Raw genomic sequence first — 16529 nt, forward strand, 5'->3', positions numbered from 1 at the left:
GCCGCCTTGTTTGCTTACGGTGAAGTATGGGCGAAGCGTTGCATGAACTTCTGCCATGCTTACTTTTTTAGCTTCAACTGAGGTCATTGCAAACACGAGTGCAAGAGCCATCATTCTTTTAAACATTTGTGTCATATTTATTCCTTTTTTTAAATTAGACGCACAAAAAACACTGTTATTTACTTACAAATTTACGCAAGATTACCTCGTTTGACTAGAGGGTATTACCAAGCGAAACTTTTTAAGCATTTTTTCTCTTTTTTTAACTTTTTAACTTTTTTCATTATTTCTATATGAAACAAACACCCCACTTTTTCATGAATTTAAACTTTTTTTAAGACTGAGGATTTGAGCGCTGCTCAATAATTTTTTTTAGTAAAAAATCAACCACTTCCTGCAGGCTTAGAGCAGACGTATCGACAATTAATGCTCGATGAGAGGCAACCAATGGCGCAATCTTGCGGGTTTGATCGTGTAAATCGCGATCTAAAATACTTTTTTGAAGAAATTGCTCATCCGCTTTTGCAACTCCTCGTTGAGTATCTGCAGCAACACGCTTTTGACGAACTTCAAGCGATGCAGTCAAAAAGAACTGATGCTCTGCCTGCGGAAATACGACTGTGCCACAGTCACGCCCCTCGGCAACAACATCATAACGTAATGCCACAGCTCGCTGAACAGCCACAGCCCACTCTCGTACCAGTGGATGCTGGCTCACAACCGAAGCGGGAAGACCTACGCCAAACGTACTCAATTCTTTTTCTACCGACTGACCATCGATCAGGACATACGGAGAAATAGCTCCATCCGCATACCCATATTCGATACACGAAAGACGCTCAACTTCCGAAACTGTCAAATCATTTTTTATGGCAGCGCACACGGCCATATCAACCGAAAAATCACTATTTTTTAAGGCATTTTTGGAAATAATTCCACGATTAACCAAAATAACGATTGCGGCTGCTCGGTAGAGCAATCCTGATTGCAAAACACGAATACCAAGTCGCTGTGCCAGCTCTCGGGCAACGGATGTTTTTCCGCTGCCCGCTGGTCCATCTATCGTAATCGTCATACGATTTTCTCGCATCTTGCGCACAATTCATCTGGATGAGCAGTCATTTCGTACTTCCAGCATCGCGGACACTTAACACCCTCAGCCTTCTGAGCAGAAACAAAGAGCCACGGCAAACCAGTCGCCTCGCAACTCTGCGCATCCTTGACCCATTCAACCTGAGAAACGTTCAACCATTCGCAGAAAAAATATGGTTCGGATTTCAAGATAATATCGATAAATGACTGTTGTTTTAACGCTTGTGCATCAACCGGCTCAACCGCAAAAGCAAGCTTAACCTCAAGACCCACTTTCACAAGACCAGATTCTCGCAGACGCTCAATCGACTTTAAAACTTCTTTACGCATCTGCATCAACCCTTCCCACAGTTCTGCATGCTCGCCAGCTTTTTTAAACTCAACTGGCAAGACCGGAAACTGTGAAAATTGAACCGAACCCATTCCAGGCTGATATTCGCGATAAATATCTTCGGCGGTGAATGACAAAATCGGTGCAAGAAGCTTGGTCATACCATCCAAAATATGCCACAGCACCGTTTGCGCACTTCGACGCTGACTGCTTGCTGCTGGATCGTTGTACAACCGATCTTTAATCGCTTCAAGATAAAAACCACTCAGATCATTCACGCAAAAGTTGGAAATTTCTTTAAACACCATGGTAAATGAATAATCGGTATATGAATTTTTTACCGATTCAGATAATTCATAAAAACGCGCAAGCAAATATTTATCGATCATTAGCATGTCATCGTAGGAAAGCGCGTCTTTTTCGATCGAAAAATCATAGCAATTTGCAAGCAAGAACCGAGCTGTATTACGCACCTTGCGATATGCTTCGGCTAAGGTTTCAAGCACTTCTTTGGAAATCGCAATATCATTCTGGAAGTCTGATGCAGCAGCCCACAACCGCAACACGTCAGTGCCATACGCTTTGACCACTTCATCTGGCTCAACGCCATTTCCCAGTGATTTTGACATCTTGCGACCTTGACCATCAACCACGTATCCGTGAGTAACAATCGTTTTCATGCAAGGCTTGTCATGCAAAATCATCGAAGTAAGCATTGAGCTCTGGAACCATCCACGATGCTGGTCAGAGCCTTCCAAATACACATCTGCTGGCAACAGTCCACGTTTTTCCAAAAAGGCATAATGCGAAACACCCGAATCGAACCAAACGTCCAACGTATCATGTTCTTTTTCAAAGGTTGTATTGCCACAGCGATCACACGATGCACCAACTGGCACAGAAAAATCCCTTACCAATTCTGCAATCGTCACCCGATCCCAAAATTCAGTCCCCTGCTCGGCTATTTTTTGGGCAACTTTTTCGATAAATGTTTGAGAGGTAAATCCAGCACTGCACCCAGAACAAACCAAGGCGATGATCGGCACACCCCAGTGTCGTTGTCGAGAGATACACCATTCGGTACGCGTTCCAACCGATCCGATAAACCGATTTCGGCCCCAATCTGGGACAAATTGCATCTGCTCTGTGGATGCGATCGTTCGCGCAGCTAAATCATTTTTTTCTAAATTACAAAACCATTGATCGGTTGCTCTAAACATCAAGCCATTGCGGCAACGCCAACAATGAGGATACGAGTGAGAAATAGATTCTTTTTTGATTAACGTGCCCAATTCTTGAAGCAAGGCAATCACGCGACCTTGAACATCCGAAACCTTAAGCCCTACAAATTCTGCCACACGCACCTGATCGGTGTATGTGCCATCTGCTGAAAGTGGTGAAGTAATTGGTAATTTATTTTTAACACCAATGACATAGTCCTCAGGACCACATCCAGGAGCCGAGTGCAAACACGCAGTTCCATCGCGAAGCGAAACAGCTTCATCAAGAATTACGGGCACCGTGTACGATGCAACCAAAGGATTTTGTACGCGCGTTCCCACCAACTCAGAAGAATGCATGGTGGCTACAATCTGCGCTTGCGACCATTCAAATTTTTGAATTAATTGCTCTGCAACAGCTAGTCCCATCAAATAACCTTGACCATTGTGAGAAACCAATGCGTACTCAGCGTCAGGATGCAACACAACCCCTTCGTTAAGCGGCAATGTCCATGGAGTTGTCGTCCACACTGCAAATGCAACTGCTGATACCTTTGTTTCTTTAATTTTTTCAGCAAGCTGTGCTGATGCTACATCAACCACAAAGCGAACATAAATTGAGGGATCTTTGCGATCTTTGTACTCAATTTCGGCTGACGCCAAAACTGTCTGACACGAAGCGCACCAAGGCACCGTTTTGCCCTTACGCTCGATAAAGCCTTTTTCTACCAATACGCCAAAAGCTCTGACAATATCGGCTTCGTATGACGGATCCATGGTAGAATATCGCTTGGATTCATCTGCCAAAATACCCAATTTTTTAAACTCTTGATGCTGAACCTGCATCCACTGAGCAGCTGAAGCCCTGCAGGCCTTTTTGAGCGCCAGAACATCGGCAGTTCCTTTTGACGTGTCAATTTTTTGCTCTGCAGCTACCCGAAGCTCAATGGGTAACCCGTGGCAATCCCACCCATAGGTCAAATCAACCTGAAATCCGCTCATGCGCTTAAATTTGCACACAACGTCCTTGAGCACGGCATTAAGTGCATGTCCCATGTGCAAGTGACCATTCGCATACGGTGGACCCCAATGCAAAATAAATTTTTCACGACCATTATTGTGATCTAAGGCCTTTTCATACACATTTTCGTTTTCCCAAAACGCAATGGCCTCAGGATCTTTAATCGCTGCATTTGCTCGAATTGAAAAGGTTGTCTGGGGGAGATTGAGGGTATGTTTAAAACTCTTTTTTTCTGGCGCATCTGACATACGGCAGTCCTTTCTACAAATCGGCATGCAATTTTTTTTACAATACCATCAAGTGTATCGCATGCTTCATAAAAAAAAAGCCGTCCCTGCTACCAAATTATTTTAGTTACATTAATCGCCGACCTACAAAAATTTTTTTCTCACGAGCGAACTTTAAAGATATTTTAATAATATCAACGTCTATTTCATTATCACTTGAAAGTTCTTCGGACGAAACAGATCCAACATCATCTGCAATAAAACAGTCAGGATTATAGCACTCTAAAAAAGTTGCCAATTTGGGCGGTGTAAGCATTTCTCTTAAATCTCTTTTTACTGCATTTACAAAAACACCTGCAGAATCAAACCCTAAAAACGATTGTTGAATTAAATCTTGTAAAAATAACTGATGAATATTCCATGCATCCATAAACAACAAAACACCTAATGTTTTCAAGCTTCTTAGGCTCTCCCCAACTTTTTTTAAATCACCTTCCCCGGTACTCAAAAAAAGACGTACGACATTTAAGCACCTTCCATACTGAGCCGCTGCAAGCTGAACTGTTTCATCGGTCAAATGAGTAAGGAGTAAGTATTTTTTTGTCTCAGAATCAAAGACTTCTTTTTTTAGTAAATTTAAAACATGCACAGACATTTCATAGGAAAAACATTTTGTAAATCCTAAAAAAGTTTTTCGACGCCAACGCGGAGGAAATCCTGGACGACCTTTTTTTTCTTTATACGGATTATAAAAATTAAGTGAAGCCAATAATAAATTTTCGTCTGCATCAGAACCATCACTTGAAACTCCAGAAACGGTAGCTGAAGACACTGAACTACCAGCCCCTACCAGTAGCGGTTTTTCTACTGCCGCCATACCCACCCCAAGATCAAGAACATCAAGATCAACCCCTTCAAAAACCAAAGGCTTTCGAGTCAGTTGTGGCCTTAATACATCTTCTATAAAACTTATAATCTGAGCTTTATCTGAATCAGAACAAGGAATTCCAATATTTGTTTCATCGCATAAATTTTTCACAAGCGCGTAGTGAATTTCAAAATTAGTAAAAAATAAAATTTGAGCCTTCTCAAATAATTTTTCAGTGATCTTTATGCCTTGTTTTATTTTTTCACCACTAATAATAAGCCTTCTTAATGCCCAAAAATAGGTAAAATAATGTAATGCTTCCCCCTGAACATCTTCATCCGAATACGAAAGATTCAATTCAATTTTAACTTCTGGATTGTACGCATCACTCATCAATGAAGTCAGTTTTGAATATGCTTCTTTAAAGTCCATTGCCACGATCGAACCGCAAAAAAATAGACTCACGCAAAATAATACCTTACGCATTTTCCAACCCCCTCAAACTACCCGTGATCCAAAATATCGTGACAGGTTATTTAAGAAGAGCTCAATCAATAAAAAACATATTTTTCAGATTGTAGTTAGCTCAGAAAAATAATATACTTTTCCCATCTTTATACTTATCTTTCGTTTCTCCATTCAAAGCTCTTTTTCATGGTTACAAATAAATCACTTTTACTTTTTTTTATAGCTACAAATCTTAGTTTCTCAGGCGCAGAACCAACAACTGTGAGCAGCCCAGAAATCATGTTGCAAGAAATAGAATCTGCGACAAAAAAGAATTCCCCTGAAACCACCCAAGCTTCGACAGAAGAACGGTCATGGTACATTTTTACCGGTGGACCAGGAACAGGTAAATCGAGTGTGATTGCAGAACTTGCATCACGTGGGTACCAAACAGTACAAGAAGCTGCAACGATTGTAATTGCAGACGAACTAAAAAAAGGCGAAAAAACCCCCTGGAGTGAAAATTGGTTTGAAGGAAAACTTGCAACCATTATGGAAATAGCGCAAAACAACCTACCACAAAACAACCTTCAACCTGTCTTTTTTGATCGCAGTCCACTTGACCCTCTCGTGTACATCGCGCTATACGAAAAAAAATCGCCCACCGAAACAATTTCAAAGCTCAAAAACCTCCTATCTTCAGGAAAATTTAATCCCAAAGTATTTTTATTTAATGATTTAGGATTTTGTAAAAATACAGCAATTAGACATGAAGACGTTGCTGAAATGCTTCGTATCGAAAATGCTATGGTTCAACACTATACATTGCATGGATTTGAAATTATTCGGGTTCCTGCTGGCACAATAAAAGATCGAACAGATTTTATTCTTTCTCATATTAAGACAAAATAACCCTATTCATTCTTGACTCAGATAATACGCAAAAAAACAGTGCGCGTTGTTTAAGTTAAACAACGCGCACTGTTTTTTTTTATCTACAATTTTAATTAAAGATTGCTGCTAAATCGGGATCGCCCCCGTCTGAAGACGCGGCTCCCTCTGTGATTTGTTCCTGATTATCTTCAACCACAGGAGCTGCTGATTCTGTACCAGCAAATGCATTTTCTTCAACTGGCATATCTACTCCAAAAATGTCCGAATCAGATGAATTTAAGCCTGTCGAATCATCATCAAAAAGTCCTGCAAGATCATCATCCCCGGCAGAAACTGGAGCTGGTGTGTTTCTAGCACGCTGAGTCAAATTATCTTCCTGAAGATCCAAAGCTCCATCAATTTCCTGTTTTTCCGACTGCGGCAGAGTAACTAAATTTTCAAAATCACTTGATTTAAAATCTTCAATAACAACTTCATCTTCTGCGGCTTCACCTTGGCCAGCTCCATCTTCTTCTAAAAGATTTGCATATTGATCATGCAAACTTTTTCCTAACGCACTCATCTCCGCGGCTGTTGGTTTTTTATCCGAAACAGAAAGAGAAATTGATGAAGAGAAGAAGGATTCATCTGGTAAAAACGCTGCATCCTCTTGCACTTGAATATCAGATTGCAATCCAGCAGCAGCAGTCAGAATGGTTGAAACATCCATACCAATAACGCCATTTATCGAAGACGCCAATTTGGTTTCTGCAAACTTTTTAAATGTTGGACAGCGTAAAACTAATTTTGCAAATTCTTCTTGAATAAATGCGTCAACCGTTCGTGGATATCCATACGCATCAGGCGAAACCCCCAACGCCGTATTTTTTGCAGAACCACGAGTGGTCTGAGTATCCGATCCTTTTGCCGCAAAAGGAGAATCCAAAACAGGAGGAATCGCACCAGCTTCTTGCGCTTCCAGCTCATCCGACGAAATAGAATCCTGATCAGATTCTGCAGTCACTCCAGAACCAAACACCGCAAACGGATCATCTGCTGGTGTAGTTGATTGAGTATCAGCGTCTTCTTGATTTTGCAAACCATCTTGCTCTGCATCTTCTTGCTGCGCTGCTTCTTCTTTCGGCGTTACACCAGTAGATGAGGTAGATGATACTTGTGCTGGGGCCTGTTCGGAACTGTCGGCATTAATTTCGATCACATTAACATCACCCATACCAAGCACTACAGCATCCCCAAGAGCAACTCTTCCCGCTTTTTTTGCTCGAGGCATACGACGATCGAACTGAAATTGACGCAAATAACCACGCAAAACACGACGCATTTTTCCATACAAATTAATTGCATTATCGTTATCGGTTGTTAACTTAATCAACTTCTGATCTGCTCGTTGCTGCTCAACTGTCATTTTCCCAAGCGTTGCTCGATAGCTACTCAATTGCTGACTGGTATACAATAAGTAACGCTCAACATCGGTGTATTGTTTATAAATCTCTTTCCCCGAAATCGAAATAGTGTCACCTTTCTGATCTTTAAGTAAAAATTTTTGTGGATTAGATTTGATAAGGTTTTCCAAATACATCAAATCATCGTTTGCTCTGCACAAAATCGCATACGCCTGAACAACTGCTTTTTCGACCGATAATGATGTGTCATCGTACATAAAATCTTTATCGCCTCTAAAATTTTGTCTCATCATTCGCATCGCTTGCCAAAACTTAATATCCAAATATGCCATAAATGGCACTTTTGTTTTTTTAAGATTCGCTGTACCAAGCTCTACCGATTCTTGGATCGAAATAGCATCTAACTTTTCAATAATTGCTTGCGAAATTGATTGATCGGTTGTTGCTTCTTCAACAGGCTCATCCTCTGCTGCTTGACGAGAAACACGTGATGACGCTACAATTTTTCGCGCCGTTGTTAAATCCGCAGTAAGTTTTGAAAGATCTGTAAATTCTCTTTCAATAACACTGCCGATACCATTTAAATATGAAACAAGACCAGAGCTCAGCCCTCCCTTGCGCGGTGAACTTGTCATGAACAAAATAAAATCTTTAATTTTTGGAATTCTTGCTGATAAAAAATTCATTAATCGATCAACATCAACAAAAACAACCGAGTCATTTGCAAATGAAGAATTAAGAGAAGAATCAGAAATACCAGACTCTGTATCTGCTTTTTGCGCGTCCTGCGATCCCGCAGTTATAAATGTTTTTAGCCCCCTGTATCGTTCAACAACAACTTGACGAATCATGTACTCATACAATTCAACGTCAGTTTTTGTCATCTTTTTGGGATCAAAGGTGCCAATTATATTATTTTTTATAAACTCAACCCGTTTTTCATACGGAAAAACAGTCCTCACCTGCGAGTATGCCCTCTGAAGGTCACTCATTGAAACATTAAAACGATCCTTGTATTCCTGAACTTCTGCTTCTGCGATTGCAGGCTTGATAACATTTAATGCCTCAACAAAAAATGATGGAAATTTTGCAAGCAATTTTGACGGCCTGGAAAGCGTTGCAACTTTTGTCCATAAGTAGGATTTTTCAACTCCAACACCCTCATTTAATTTTTTTGTTTCTTGAATGTCTGGAGTAATTACCAATCTAAAAATTAATTGCATCATCTCGTATGGAATATCCGAGACAGATGGATACTTTCCACTTGCTACACCATTTTTGACTATCGTGTTTCTTTGCGCAGAATTTACGAGCAACATCATTTTCAAAAAAAACATCGATTCTGGTGACACATTCAAGAAATATGCTACGGGCTTCCATGCTTTTTCGGCCGCAGAACGACTCCCCAATACAAACGACAACACACTTTGAATCAATTGCGGAGCAACCCCATCACTCAAAGACAACGGCATTTTTCTTTGTCCTGAAGGATCGGTAATATCTGGAATAAACCCAGGATACAACATCGCATTCATTGGTCGCACGCGATATCTGCCAAAAGAATCAAACATAAATCCAAATGGTTGCTGCGCATCCCCTGCACCACGAAATCCAAAATCATATCCTATCGCATACGAAGTTTGTCCCTGATTTCCTTTAGCAGGAGGAACCTGAATCATAATTGAACGATCGTTATAATCTGTATTTTTGAGAGCTGAAATAAAATTTCTTGAAAACGTTGAGAAAAAAGTCACTACAGGTTTTGCTTTTTGCATAACCGCATTTGCAGCGCCAGTAAACGTAGACAAAGAAATCGCCTCAACATTTTGCCACGTTCCTATAACTCCAAAAATCAAAAATAATCTTACAACACAGGCTTTTTTCACAATCTGCCTCCAAACTTTTTCTGTTTTTTATCTACAATTACCACGACAAATGATCATAAACGCCAGCTCCGAGAAAATATAAATCAACCTGCTGGTCAGCATTATTACGATTACATGAAACAATATATTCTCGACCAAACATTCGCGCAGAATCATCAAATCGATAAAACATTCGTGCAACTTCTGGATCAAAAAAAGTCTCTTTAATTTCTGGATTACGACGCTGACCACCACAAGAAACCCTGAGTTGCCATGCGGCATCATCACCAATCAAGCCTTGATTAGGACTGTCTTGAACTTCTGCTCGAACATAAAATAAATGTGCCCGCTCTGCAGTGCTAAATAATTCTTTTGCAAGTTCAACGGTCTCAGCCTCTGTTAGCCCAAAGGATTGTTTGCGCAATTCTACCAGCTGCGCAATTGCGGCAGGATCAAGCTTTATAACATCAAAATGAGCCCGCGTAGAAACTTGGTCATATACTGAACATCTTTTGACCAATTTTCTTGTATCTTCAAACAAAATAGTTCCCTGATTAAACGTTTTATCAAGCAACGCTGGGTTTGCAGGATCCCCTTTTCCAAAAATCCTGTCCAAAACTCCTTTTTTAGCAATTCGAACGTGCTTTTTTTGACGCTCATGAATTAATTTTGAACGCGATCTTGCGATCAAAACAGAACTAAATACCACCATGAATAACAAAATTTTTTTATAAGACTTAAGCATCTTATCTTTACCCCCAAAAACGCTTTATACTCTTCAATCAAAAACAAATTCGATACTCGATGCTTACACCAAAAGGGAAAATGTATGTTGAGCTTTTTTATAGCCCGCCGCTATTTTGCACAAGCACTAAAAACAAAATCAATGGCTCTGCCCCTTTGGTTTTCGATTATGATTCTTTTTATCGCAACCCTTGGACTTTCACTTGCCGTAAGTACCACTCAGGCATTTCAAGAAAAAACATTTCAGAAGTTTGAAGAAACAAACGCTGACGCAATCATCAGCTCATACGGAAATAAACTCGATTATGAATCGATCGATAAAAAGATACGACTACAAATACCCGATCAAATTGCAGGAACCACACCACAAAGCTCGCACTCATTAATTATAACCAACGACGAAAAACAGGCGTTAGTTCAAATTCGATCTATCGATCCAAAAACAGACCTCTCAGTCACCAATTTAGAAAAAAAACTGCTCAAAAATAATCAAACGCTCTGTGATCTTCTAAAAAAAAATTGCATAATCATCGGCTCGACGCTTGCACGCAACCTTGACCTTGCAGAAAAAAAGACTGCCGAATGCTATATTCCAAACACTGCAATCAACTCTAAAAAAATTACACTTACCGAAAGCATTCTTACCATCTCTGGGCAATTTCATATTGGCCTTGATGAATGTGACTCTGGTATTGTTTTTTGCTCCCAGGAAACTTTTTCGTTACTCACAAAATCTTCCCCAAACCTCGCAGATGTCATTTTGGTTCGGTTTGCTCCTCAAAAAAACGGGCTTATTTCTTTTTTTGATAAATTAAATCCATTAAACCCAAGCCAAAAAGACACTGGCATTACCCTTCTGAAAAAAACACTCCCCCATCTGACCGTACAAACATGGCAAGAGCTATATCCCGCCATTATTTCTGCGCTCAAACTAGAACAATTTGCTGCACTTTGTCTGCTTTTTTTACTGATTATTATTGCTCTTTTTAGTATCACTTCATCATTGGTTACACTGATTTATCACAAACAACGAGATATCGCATTGTTTCAAACCCTTGGCATGCCAAACAGCATGATCAGAAATATCTTTTTGTGGGTTGGGATTATCGTTGTGACCATCAGTTCTTGTGCTGGATCTGTAATTGGCTATTTTGTCAGCTATCTGCTTGAAACATACAAGCTTATTTCCTTGCCAGATGTTTATTATGTTTCTTATTTACCTGCAAGCACAAATCCATTTATTTTTATAGCCATCCCCATCGGCATATGCAGTTGCAGCATACTCATCTTGTTTGCAGGAATCTGGCAAGCTCAGAAGATGAATTCATTAGAAACATTAAGGCATACGACATGAATATTGCTTCTTTTTTTAAAAACGCACTCAAAAATCCATCTGGTACAAACAAAAAAATACTGCTTCGATTAAAAAATTCTTACAAATATCTGCATGGATATCTCTCTTTTGTATCTAAACAATCCCCTTGGGTAGATCTTGATGTATCAAACCTTCAATCAACACTTTTTTTTGACCTTAAAACAACCAAAAACGCACCTTTTTCTACCGTTAAAAAAAATGATTTTTTTAACCAAGAGCATCAAGATCCCTTTAAAAATCAATTTTCATTCTCGATAATTCCACCTCTGTTTTCAGATGCAAATCCAGAAAAATACGGATTTGATATCAAAATACTCTGGGAAAACAGTCGTTTTAGTGAACTTTTGATCGCGGGAGAAAAATTTCAAAAAAACCCGAACGAATATTCCACCGAACGCGATTTATTCATGAAAATAATCACATCTTGGGAGGAAGAAAATCCCTACCTTTCGGGGAGCTGCTGGATGAATGCCATGGAAGTTGGGATTCGCGCAATCAACCTGCTCTGGCTTTTTCACTTTTTTTATACCCCACCACACAACGACTCGCAACGTTGTTTTTGGAAAAAATATTGTGATCTACTTTTTGCTCACGCAACATTCATTAATAATTACTGGGAAGAGTATGACCACCAAAACAACCATTACCTCATCAATCTTACGGCCGCATGGTATCTGGCTCTTTTTTTTGCAGAATTTAACAACTATCCACTCGGATCACTAGAAAACCTTTGGCAAAAAGTATGCACAGGATTTGAGAATCAACTTAATAATGATGGAACCCTGAATGAAGGGTCGACAAGCTATCACAAACTTATCATGCAATGTCTTTTGCACATCACCAAACTCAATCAAAAAAACACCTTTTCGTTTTCCGAAAAACTTGCTGCTCGCATTGACCGAGGAATGCAGTTTTTAGCCGATTGCACCAACACGCCAGATTCAATTGTTCAAATTGGTGACAACGATTCAAATTATCTTCTCTCACCAATTCAGCTCACACTTCTTTCAGATATACACGATCAGCAAAAAATGACGCATGAAATTTACACAAAAGAATATTCTGACTTTGGAATCGTTTTTTTAATCAATCAACACTGGCACATTAGCTTGCGAACAAAGTCATTTTCGGGATCAGAAAACCGCGGCCATTTCCACCAAGACCTTCTTGGGATAACTGCAACCTACAATGCACAGCAAATAATTACCGATCCAGGAACCGGATGGTACACCAGCAACACAACGACCAGAAATCTTTTGCGCTCAAAAGAAAGTCATTCTACTTTTTTTCCACAAAAATCATTCGCTCATACGTTTGAATCTCTTTTTTCTATCTCGGGCGAACCGATTCCTTCGCGCCCGGTACTCATTAATAAATCTGCAACCACCGTTACGGCAACTGCCCAATATGAGTTTGCAGGTCTAGTCTGCACGCGATCTATTAAACTTGATGGACTCAAAGACACGCTTACGATAACCGACACCACGCTCAATAAAAATACGAATCTTGATGAAACGTTTGAATCGAATCTCATTTTATCACCCGAATGCACAGTAACAGAGATCGATCCACGATTTTTTTCTATCACTTCAAATCACACATCTCTTCTTCTGGAAACGTCTGCAACTTCTCTCTTTTCTGGAGAAAGTTGGTATTCAAAAGAGTATGGGCACCTTGTAAGATGCCCAAAACTCTTGTGGTTGCAAAAAAATACGTCTCAAACAACGACTCGATTGTATCCAAAATAAAAAAAGCTCATTTACAACAAAATGAGCTTTTCTAAAAAAGTGGACAAAAACCAAGAAGCGCGGCGGCGTTTGATAACAATTTATGTTTCAAATCTTCAACCGCCGAAGAATCTATGTACTCAAAAATAAAGAGTCCATGATTTCCGTGTTTCAAATCCCAAGAAAAAAATTGAGGTTTTTCCAATCCCATTAATTTTCCTAGTCTTTCGATTTCTTCTTTATTTTGCAAGTCAACATGACGCGCTTTCATGCTTTGCTGCAGAACAGCTTTGATCTGCTTTGAATACGTAGACTCGTTAAGTCTTTCTATTGCGCTGACAGGATCGCTCCACATGTCTACTGAAATAAGATCTTTGTCTTCTAATGAATATCCTGCAACTCCAACAAGGTGATCAAAATCTGGATTGTCTGCAAGATAAATAGCTTTTTTTAATTTAAAGTTACGATCATGAGCTAATTCATGAAGGACTAACTGAGCAAGTCCTGAAATGTCATGATGCAACATAATCTTTGGAGGAAGGCTCAACAACGAATGAACAAGTTCCTGCTGAGCAAGGCTCAACGATAATGGGTTCTGATCAGAAGGTTTCATATTTCCCTTTCTATCTACAACTCACACACCACAATTTTATGCTAGAAGATTTAAAACGAAAGAGCAATAGACAAACCAGCTCCCAATCACGATAAATCTAAACTTTTCCTGGTTTTAATTATCTTTTTTTATTAAAAATTTTTTTTCAATTTTTATAAAAATTATAGCTTTAGAACTTTTCTTGGCTTACTTCCCTGTGCCGGAGCCAAAAGTCCATCCGCCTCTAATTGTTCAATCAATCTTGCCGAACGATTAAACCCAATTCTAAACTTTCGTTGCAACAAAGAAATCGAGACTTCATCAAGCATTTTTATCGCTTCTAAAGCTTGCTGATACAACTCGTCATCCTGATCATCTGACATCGCTCCAGCATGATCGGAAATGCGCTCATCCAAGTCTACATATGAAGGAGTGCCAAGTGATCGTAAATAATCGGTCAAGCGTTGCACTTGCGATTCAGAAACGTATGCTCCATGTATTCTTCTTAAACTTGCCGCAGAACCATGCAAAAACAACATATCACCACGCCCTAATAATTTTTCTGCACCATTGGTATCCAAAATAGTACGTGAATCAATTTTTGATGAAACGCGACAACCCAACCTGCTTGGAAAGTTAACTTTAATTAACCCTGTAACCACATCAACCGATGGACGTTGTGTTGCCAAAACCATGTGAATTCCCGCTGCGCGCGCCATCTGAGCAATACGAATCAACTGCAATTCGATTTCTTTTCCTGCAACAATCATCAAATCTGCAAGTTCATCGATCATCACAACTAAATATGGTAATTTCTCCAACCCCTTTTCAACCGCTTTTTTGTTGTATTCTGCAATATTTCTAACCGTAGCTTGTGCCAAATTTTTGTATCGATATTCCATCTCAGCAACAACCCACTTGAGAATTTTTATAGTTCTTTGCGCTTCAACCACAATCGGAAACAATAAATGTGGAATATCGGCATACGCCGAAAATTCTAAACGCTTAGGGTCAATCAATACCAAACGCAACGTCTCTGGGGTATGTTTACTCAGCAAACTGAATAACAATGAATGCATGCACACCGATTTTCCAGACCCAGTAGATCCTGCAACCAATAAATGTGGCATGGTTGTTAAATCTTGCACCATCGGTTTTCCAGCAGTATCCACACCCAAAAGCAACCCTAAGTGCGCAGAGCTTTTTTTCCATTCATCCGAAACAATTAAATCGGACATAAAAACATCTTCACGCTGAACGTTTGCGATCTCAAAACCGACAACACTTGTTCCCGGAATGGGAGCTACGATTCGAATACTTAAGGCTTTAAGCGCCATAGCCAAATCGTCTTCGCGAGCAATAATACTACTAATTTTAACATCCATGTCAGGTTCATATTCATATAATGTAACGACCGGACCTGGACGAATCGCCACCACACGACCATTGATTCCAAAATTTTTCAATCGCTCTTCAAGATTAACTCCCCGCTCCTTGCATTCTTGCTCGAACAACGTTTTGTCAAAACTTTTTTGATGCTCTTCAATTAACAGCGCATCATCGGGAAGTGGAAAATTATAAACCAACGCTTCTTTGAGTAATGCCACAAAGCGCTGATTGTTCCTTAAACTTTTTTCAAAAGGAGAAAGCGGCAACAACCGCAATTTGGTTTTTCCAAAATACCACTCACGATGCAATCGGGGTGCAACCACCTCCCCTGCAAGTTGCTCGTCCTCAACCGGCAACTCTTGTTCCAACTCGGACTCAACCTGCGGACTGAACGAAATATCAATAACTTTTTCCGAAAGACCAACCTGCTCTGCAATAACCTCCTGAGGAAAAACAGGAGTAAACGCTTTTAGGAACGCTGCTTTTACATAACTAAAAACAAACTGCCACCAAGATGCCAACACCTGAGCGCAAAAGGATGCCCCCGCTAAAAAAAATCTTGCCGCAACCTGCAATCCTTTTACTTTTACCGCCACCACGAACCGAACAGGCAAATTAAACAGCAACGCTAACGAATAGACAAAACCAATAACCGAAAGCATCACAACTCCAACAGGTCCAATCAAACGGACCAGTCCAGCAAGCGATGCAAACGATTTACCGGTTACCGTTTCTACCAACGTGCCAAAAACATAACTGAGTAACGAAAGAAAAAAAGTAAACGCTGCAGACCCGGCGGCAAATTGACGTAAACCTGAACCACCTTGCTTGGTATAAAATCTAAATCCCCATGCCGCACTCAACACAAAAACCCAGACGTATGCCAAATACCCAAAAAGAAAAAATAATAAAGATGCACAATATGAGCCAACAGCTCCACAAAGATTTGAATAAACATTTCTCTGAGAATTAAAAACAAAAAAAGAGTTATCAAGATCAGAACTCGATAGAAGTGACACACTGAAAAAAACAAGACAAAATGCAACCACCATAAACAAAAAATCATGCATGCTTTTTGACGCACCGTTTTTTGAAAATTCATTAGACGCAACGACAGAAACCCTGCCAGAATTTTGATCTTTGTCATACTCGAACATAGACAAGCTTCCTCTTTTTAATTTTTTCACCCTGAGTCAAAGAGTATTCCAACAGTAAAACTTCACACAACAACTTGCACGCAAACGGAAGATTTTGAATCAAAAAAAATCTTTTAAAAGTGTTGAAAAAAAAGCTTGCCAAGAAACTAGAGTGCCACTAGAATCACTCCCCAGAAG

10 protein-coding genes are annotated in these 16529 nt (G+C 39.8%); 3 read left to right on the top strand and 7 right to left on the bottom strand.

Annotated elements, in window-relative coordinates; genetic code table 11:
• Positions 1 to 334: 334 nt before the first annotated feature.
• The 3 genes from cmk to FJ366_02230 form a co-directional block, all read right to left on the bottom strand.
• Positions 335 to 1090 (bottom strand): (d)CMP kinase, encoded by a 756-nt coding sequence (gene cmk / locus FJ366_02220; GenBank protein ID MBM3894388.1) that lies wholly within the window; start codon positions 1088 to 1090, stop codon positions 335 to 337.
• Complete coding sequence (gene ileS, locus FJ366_02225; protein ID MBM3894389.1) at positions 1072 to 3939, bottom strand: isoleucine--tRNA ligase; 2868 nt, start codon at positions 3937 to 3939, stop codon at positions 1072 to 1074. Before ileS ends, cmk begins: the two co-directional genes overlap by 19 nt.
• 79 nt (positions 3940 to 4018) lie before the next feature.
• Positions 4019 to 5245: a hypothetical protein gene (locus FJ366_02230; protein ID MBM3894390.1), complete on the bottom strand. Its 1227-nt coding sequence runs from the start codon at positions 5243 to 5245 to the stop codon at positions 4019 to 4021.
• 168 nt (positions 5246 to 5413) lie between these two features.
• On the opposite strand from FJ366_02230, the gene FJ366_02235 reads away from it, so the two are divergent.
• Complete coding sequence (locus tag FJ366_02235; protein ID MBM3894391.1) at positions 5414 to 6118, top strand: hypothetical protein; 705 nt, start codon at positions 5414 to 5416, stop codon at positions 6116 to 6118.
• 91 nt (positions 6119 to 6209) lie between these two features.
• Here FJ366_02235 and FJ366_02240 read toward each other — a convergent pair whose 3' ends face one another.
• Together FJ366_02240 and FJ366_02245 are read right to left on the bottom strand one after the other, a co-directional pair.
• Positions 6210 to 9389 carry a hypothetical protein gene (locus FJ366_02240; GenBank protein MBM3894392.1) on the bottom strand — a complete coding sequence of 1060 codons (3180 nt, stop codon included), beginning with the start codon at positions 9387 to 9389 and terminating at the stop codon, positions 6210 to 6212.
• A gap of 37 nt (positions 9390 to 9426) precedes the next feature.
• Entirely contained in the window at positions 9427 to 10113 is a 687-nt protein-coding gene (locus FJ366_02245) for a hypothetical protein (GenBank protein MBM3894393.1), read from the bottom strand.
• Positions 10114 to 10197: 84 nt separating this feature from the next.
• Between FJ366_02245 and FJ366_02250 the strand changes: the two genes are divergently transcribed.
• Both FJ366_02250 and FJ366_02255 read left to right on the top strand, forming a co-directional pair.
• Positions 10198 to 11466 carry an ABC transporter permease gene (locus FJ366_02250; protein ID MBM3894394.1) on the top strand — a complete coding sequence of 423 codons (1269 nt, stop codon included), beginning with the start codon at positions 10198 to 10200 and terminating at the stop codon, positions 11464 to 11466.
• Complete coding sequence (locus tag FJ366_02255) at positions 11379 to 13235, top strand: hypothetical protein (protein ID MBM3894395.1); 1857 nt, start codon at positions 11379 to 11381, stop codon at positions 13233 to 13235. Before FJ366_02250 ends, FJ366_02255 begins: the two co-directional genes overlap by 88 nt.
• Positions 13236 to 13266: 31 nt before the next feature.
• On the opposite strand, the gene FJ366_02260 is transcribed toward FJ366_02255, so the two are convergent.
• On the bottom strand, positions 13267 to 13827 hold the full coding sequence (locus FJ366_02260; protein ID MBM3894396.1) for a hypothetical protein: 561 nt from the start codon (positions 13825 to 13827) through the stop codon (positions 13267 to 13269).
• Positions 13828 to 13988: 161 nt separating this feature from the next.
• Positions 13989 to 16352: a DNA translocase FtsK gene (locus FJ366_02265; GenBank protein ID MBM3894397.1), complete on the bottom strand. Its 2364-nt coding sequence runs from the start codon at positions 16350 to 16352 to the stop codon at positions 13989 to 13991.
• Positions 16353 to 16529: the final 177 nt, after the last annotated feature.

It is taken from the genome of Candidatus Dependentiae bacterium, assembly GCA_016871815.1.
Taxonomy (GTDB): Bacteria; Babelota; Babeliae; order Babelales.

What these genes read in the sequence shown, in the direction of transcription:
- FJ366_02250 (MBM3894394.1), top strand. Translation starts at nt 10,198, where the DNA reads ATGTTGAGCTTTTTTATAGCCCGCCGCTATTTTGCACAAGCACTAAAA.
- ileS (MBM3894389.1), bottom strand. Translation starts at nt 3,939, where the DNA reads ATGCCGATTTGTAGAAAGGACTGCCGTATGTCAGATGCGCCAGAAAAA.
- FJ366_02260 (MBM3894396.1), bottom strand. Translation starts at nt 13,827, where the DNA reads ATGAAACCTTCTGATCAGAACCCATTATCGTTGAGCCTTGCTCAGCAG.
- cmk (MBM3894388.1), bottom strand. Translation starts at nt 1,090, where the DNA reads ATGCGAGAAAATCGTATGACGATTACGATAGATGGACCAGCGGGCAGC.
- FJ366_02255 (MBM3894395.1), top strand. Translation starts at nt 11,379, where the DNA reads ATGCAGTTGCAGCATACTCATCTTGTTTGCAGGAATCTGGCAAGCTCA.
- FJ366_02245 (MBM3894393.1), bottom strand. Translation starts at nt 10,113, where the DNA reads ATGCTTAAGTCTTATAAAAAAATTTTGTTATTCATGGTGGTATTTAGT.
- FJ366_02265 (MBM3894397.1), bottom strand. Translation starts at nt 16,352, where the DNA reads ATGTTCGAGTATGACAAAGATCAAAATTCTGGCAGGGTTTCTGTCGTT.
- FJ366_02230 (MBM3894390.1), bottom strand. Translation starts at nt 5,245, where the DNA reads ATGCGTAAGGTATTATTTTGCGTGAGTCTATTTTTTTGCGGTTCGATC.
- FJ366_02235 (MBM3894391.1), top strand. Translation starts at nt 5,414, where the DNA reads ATGGTTACAAATAAATCACTTTTACTTTTTTTTATAGCTACAAATCTT.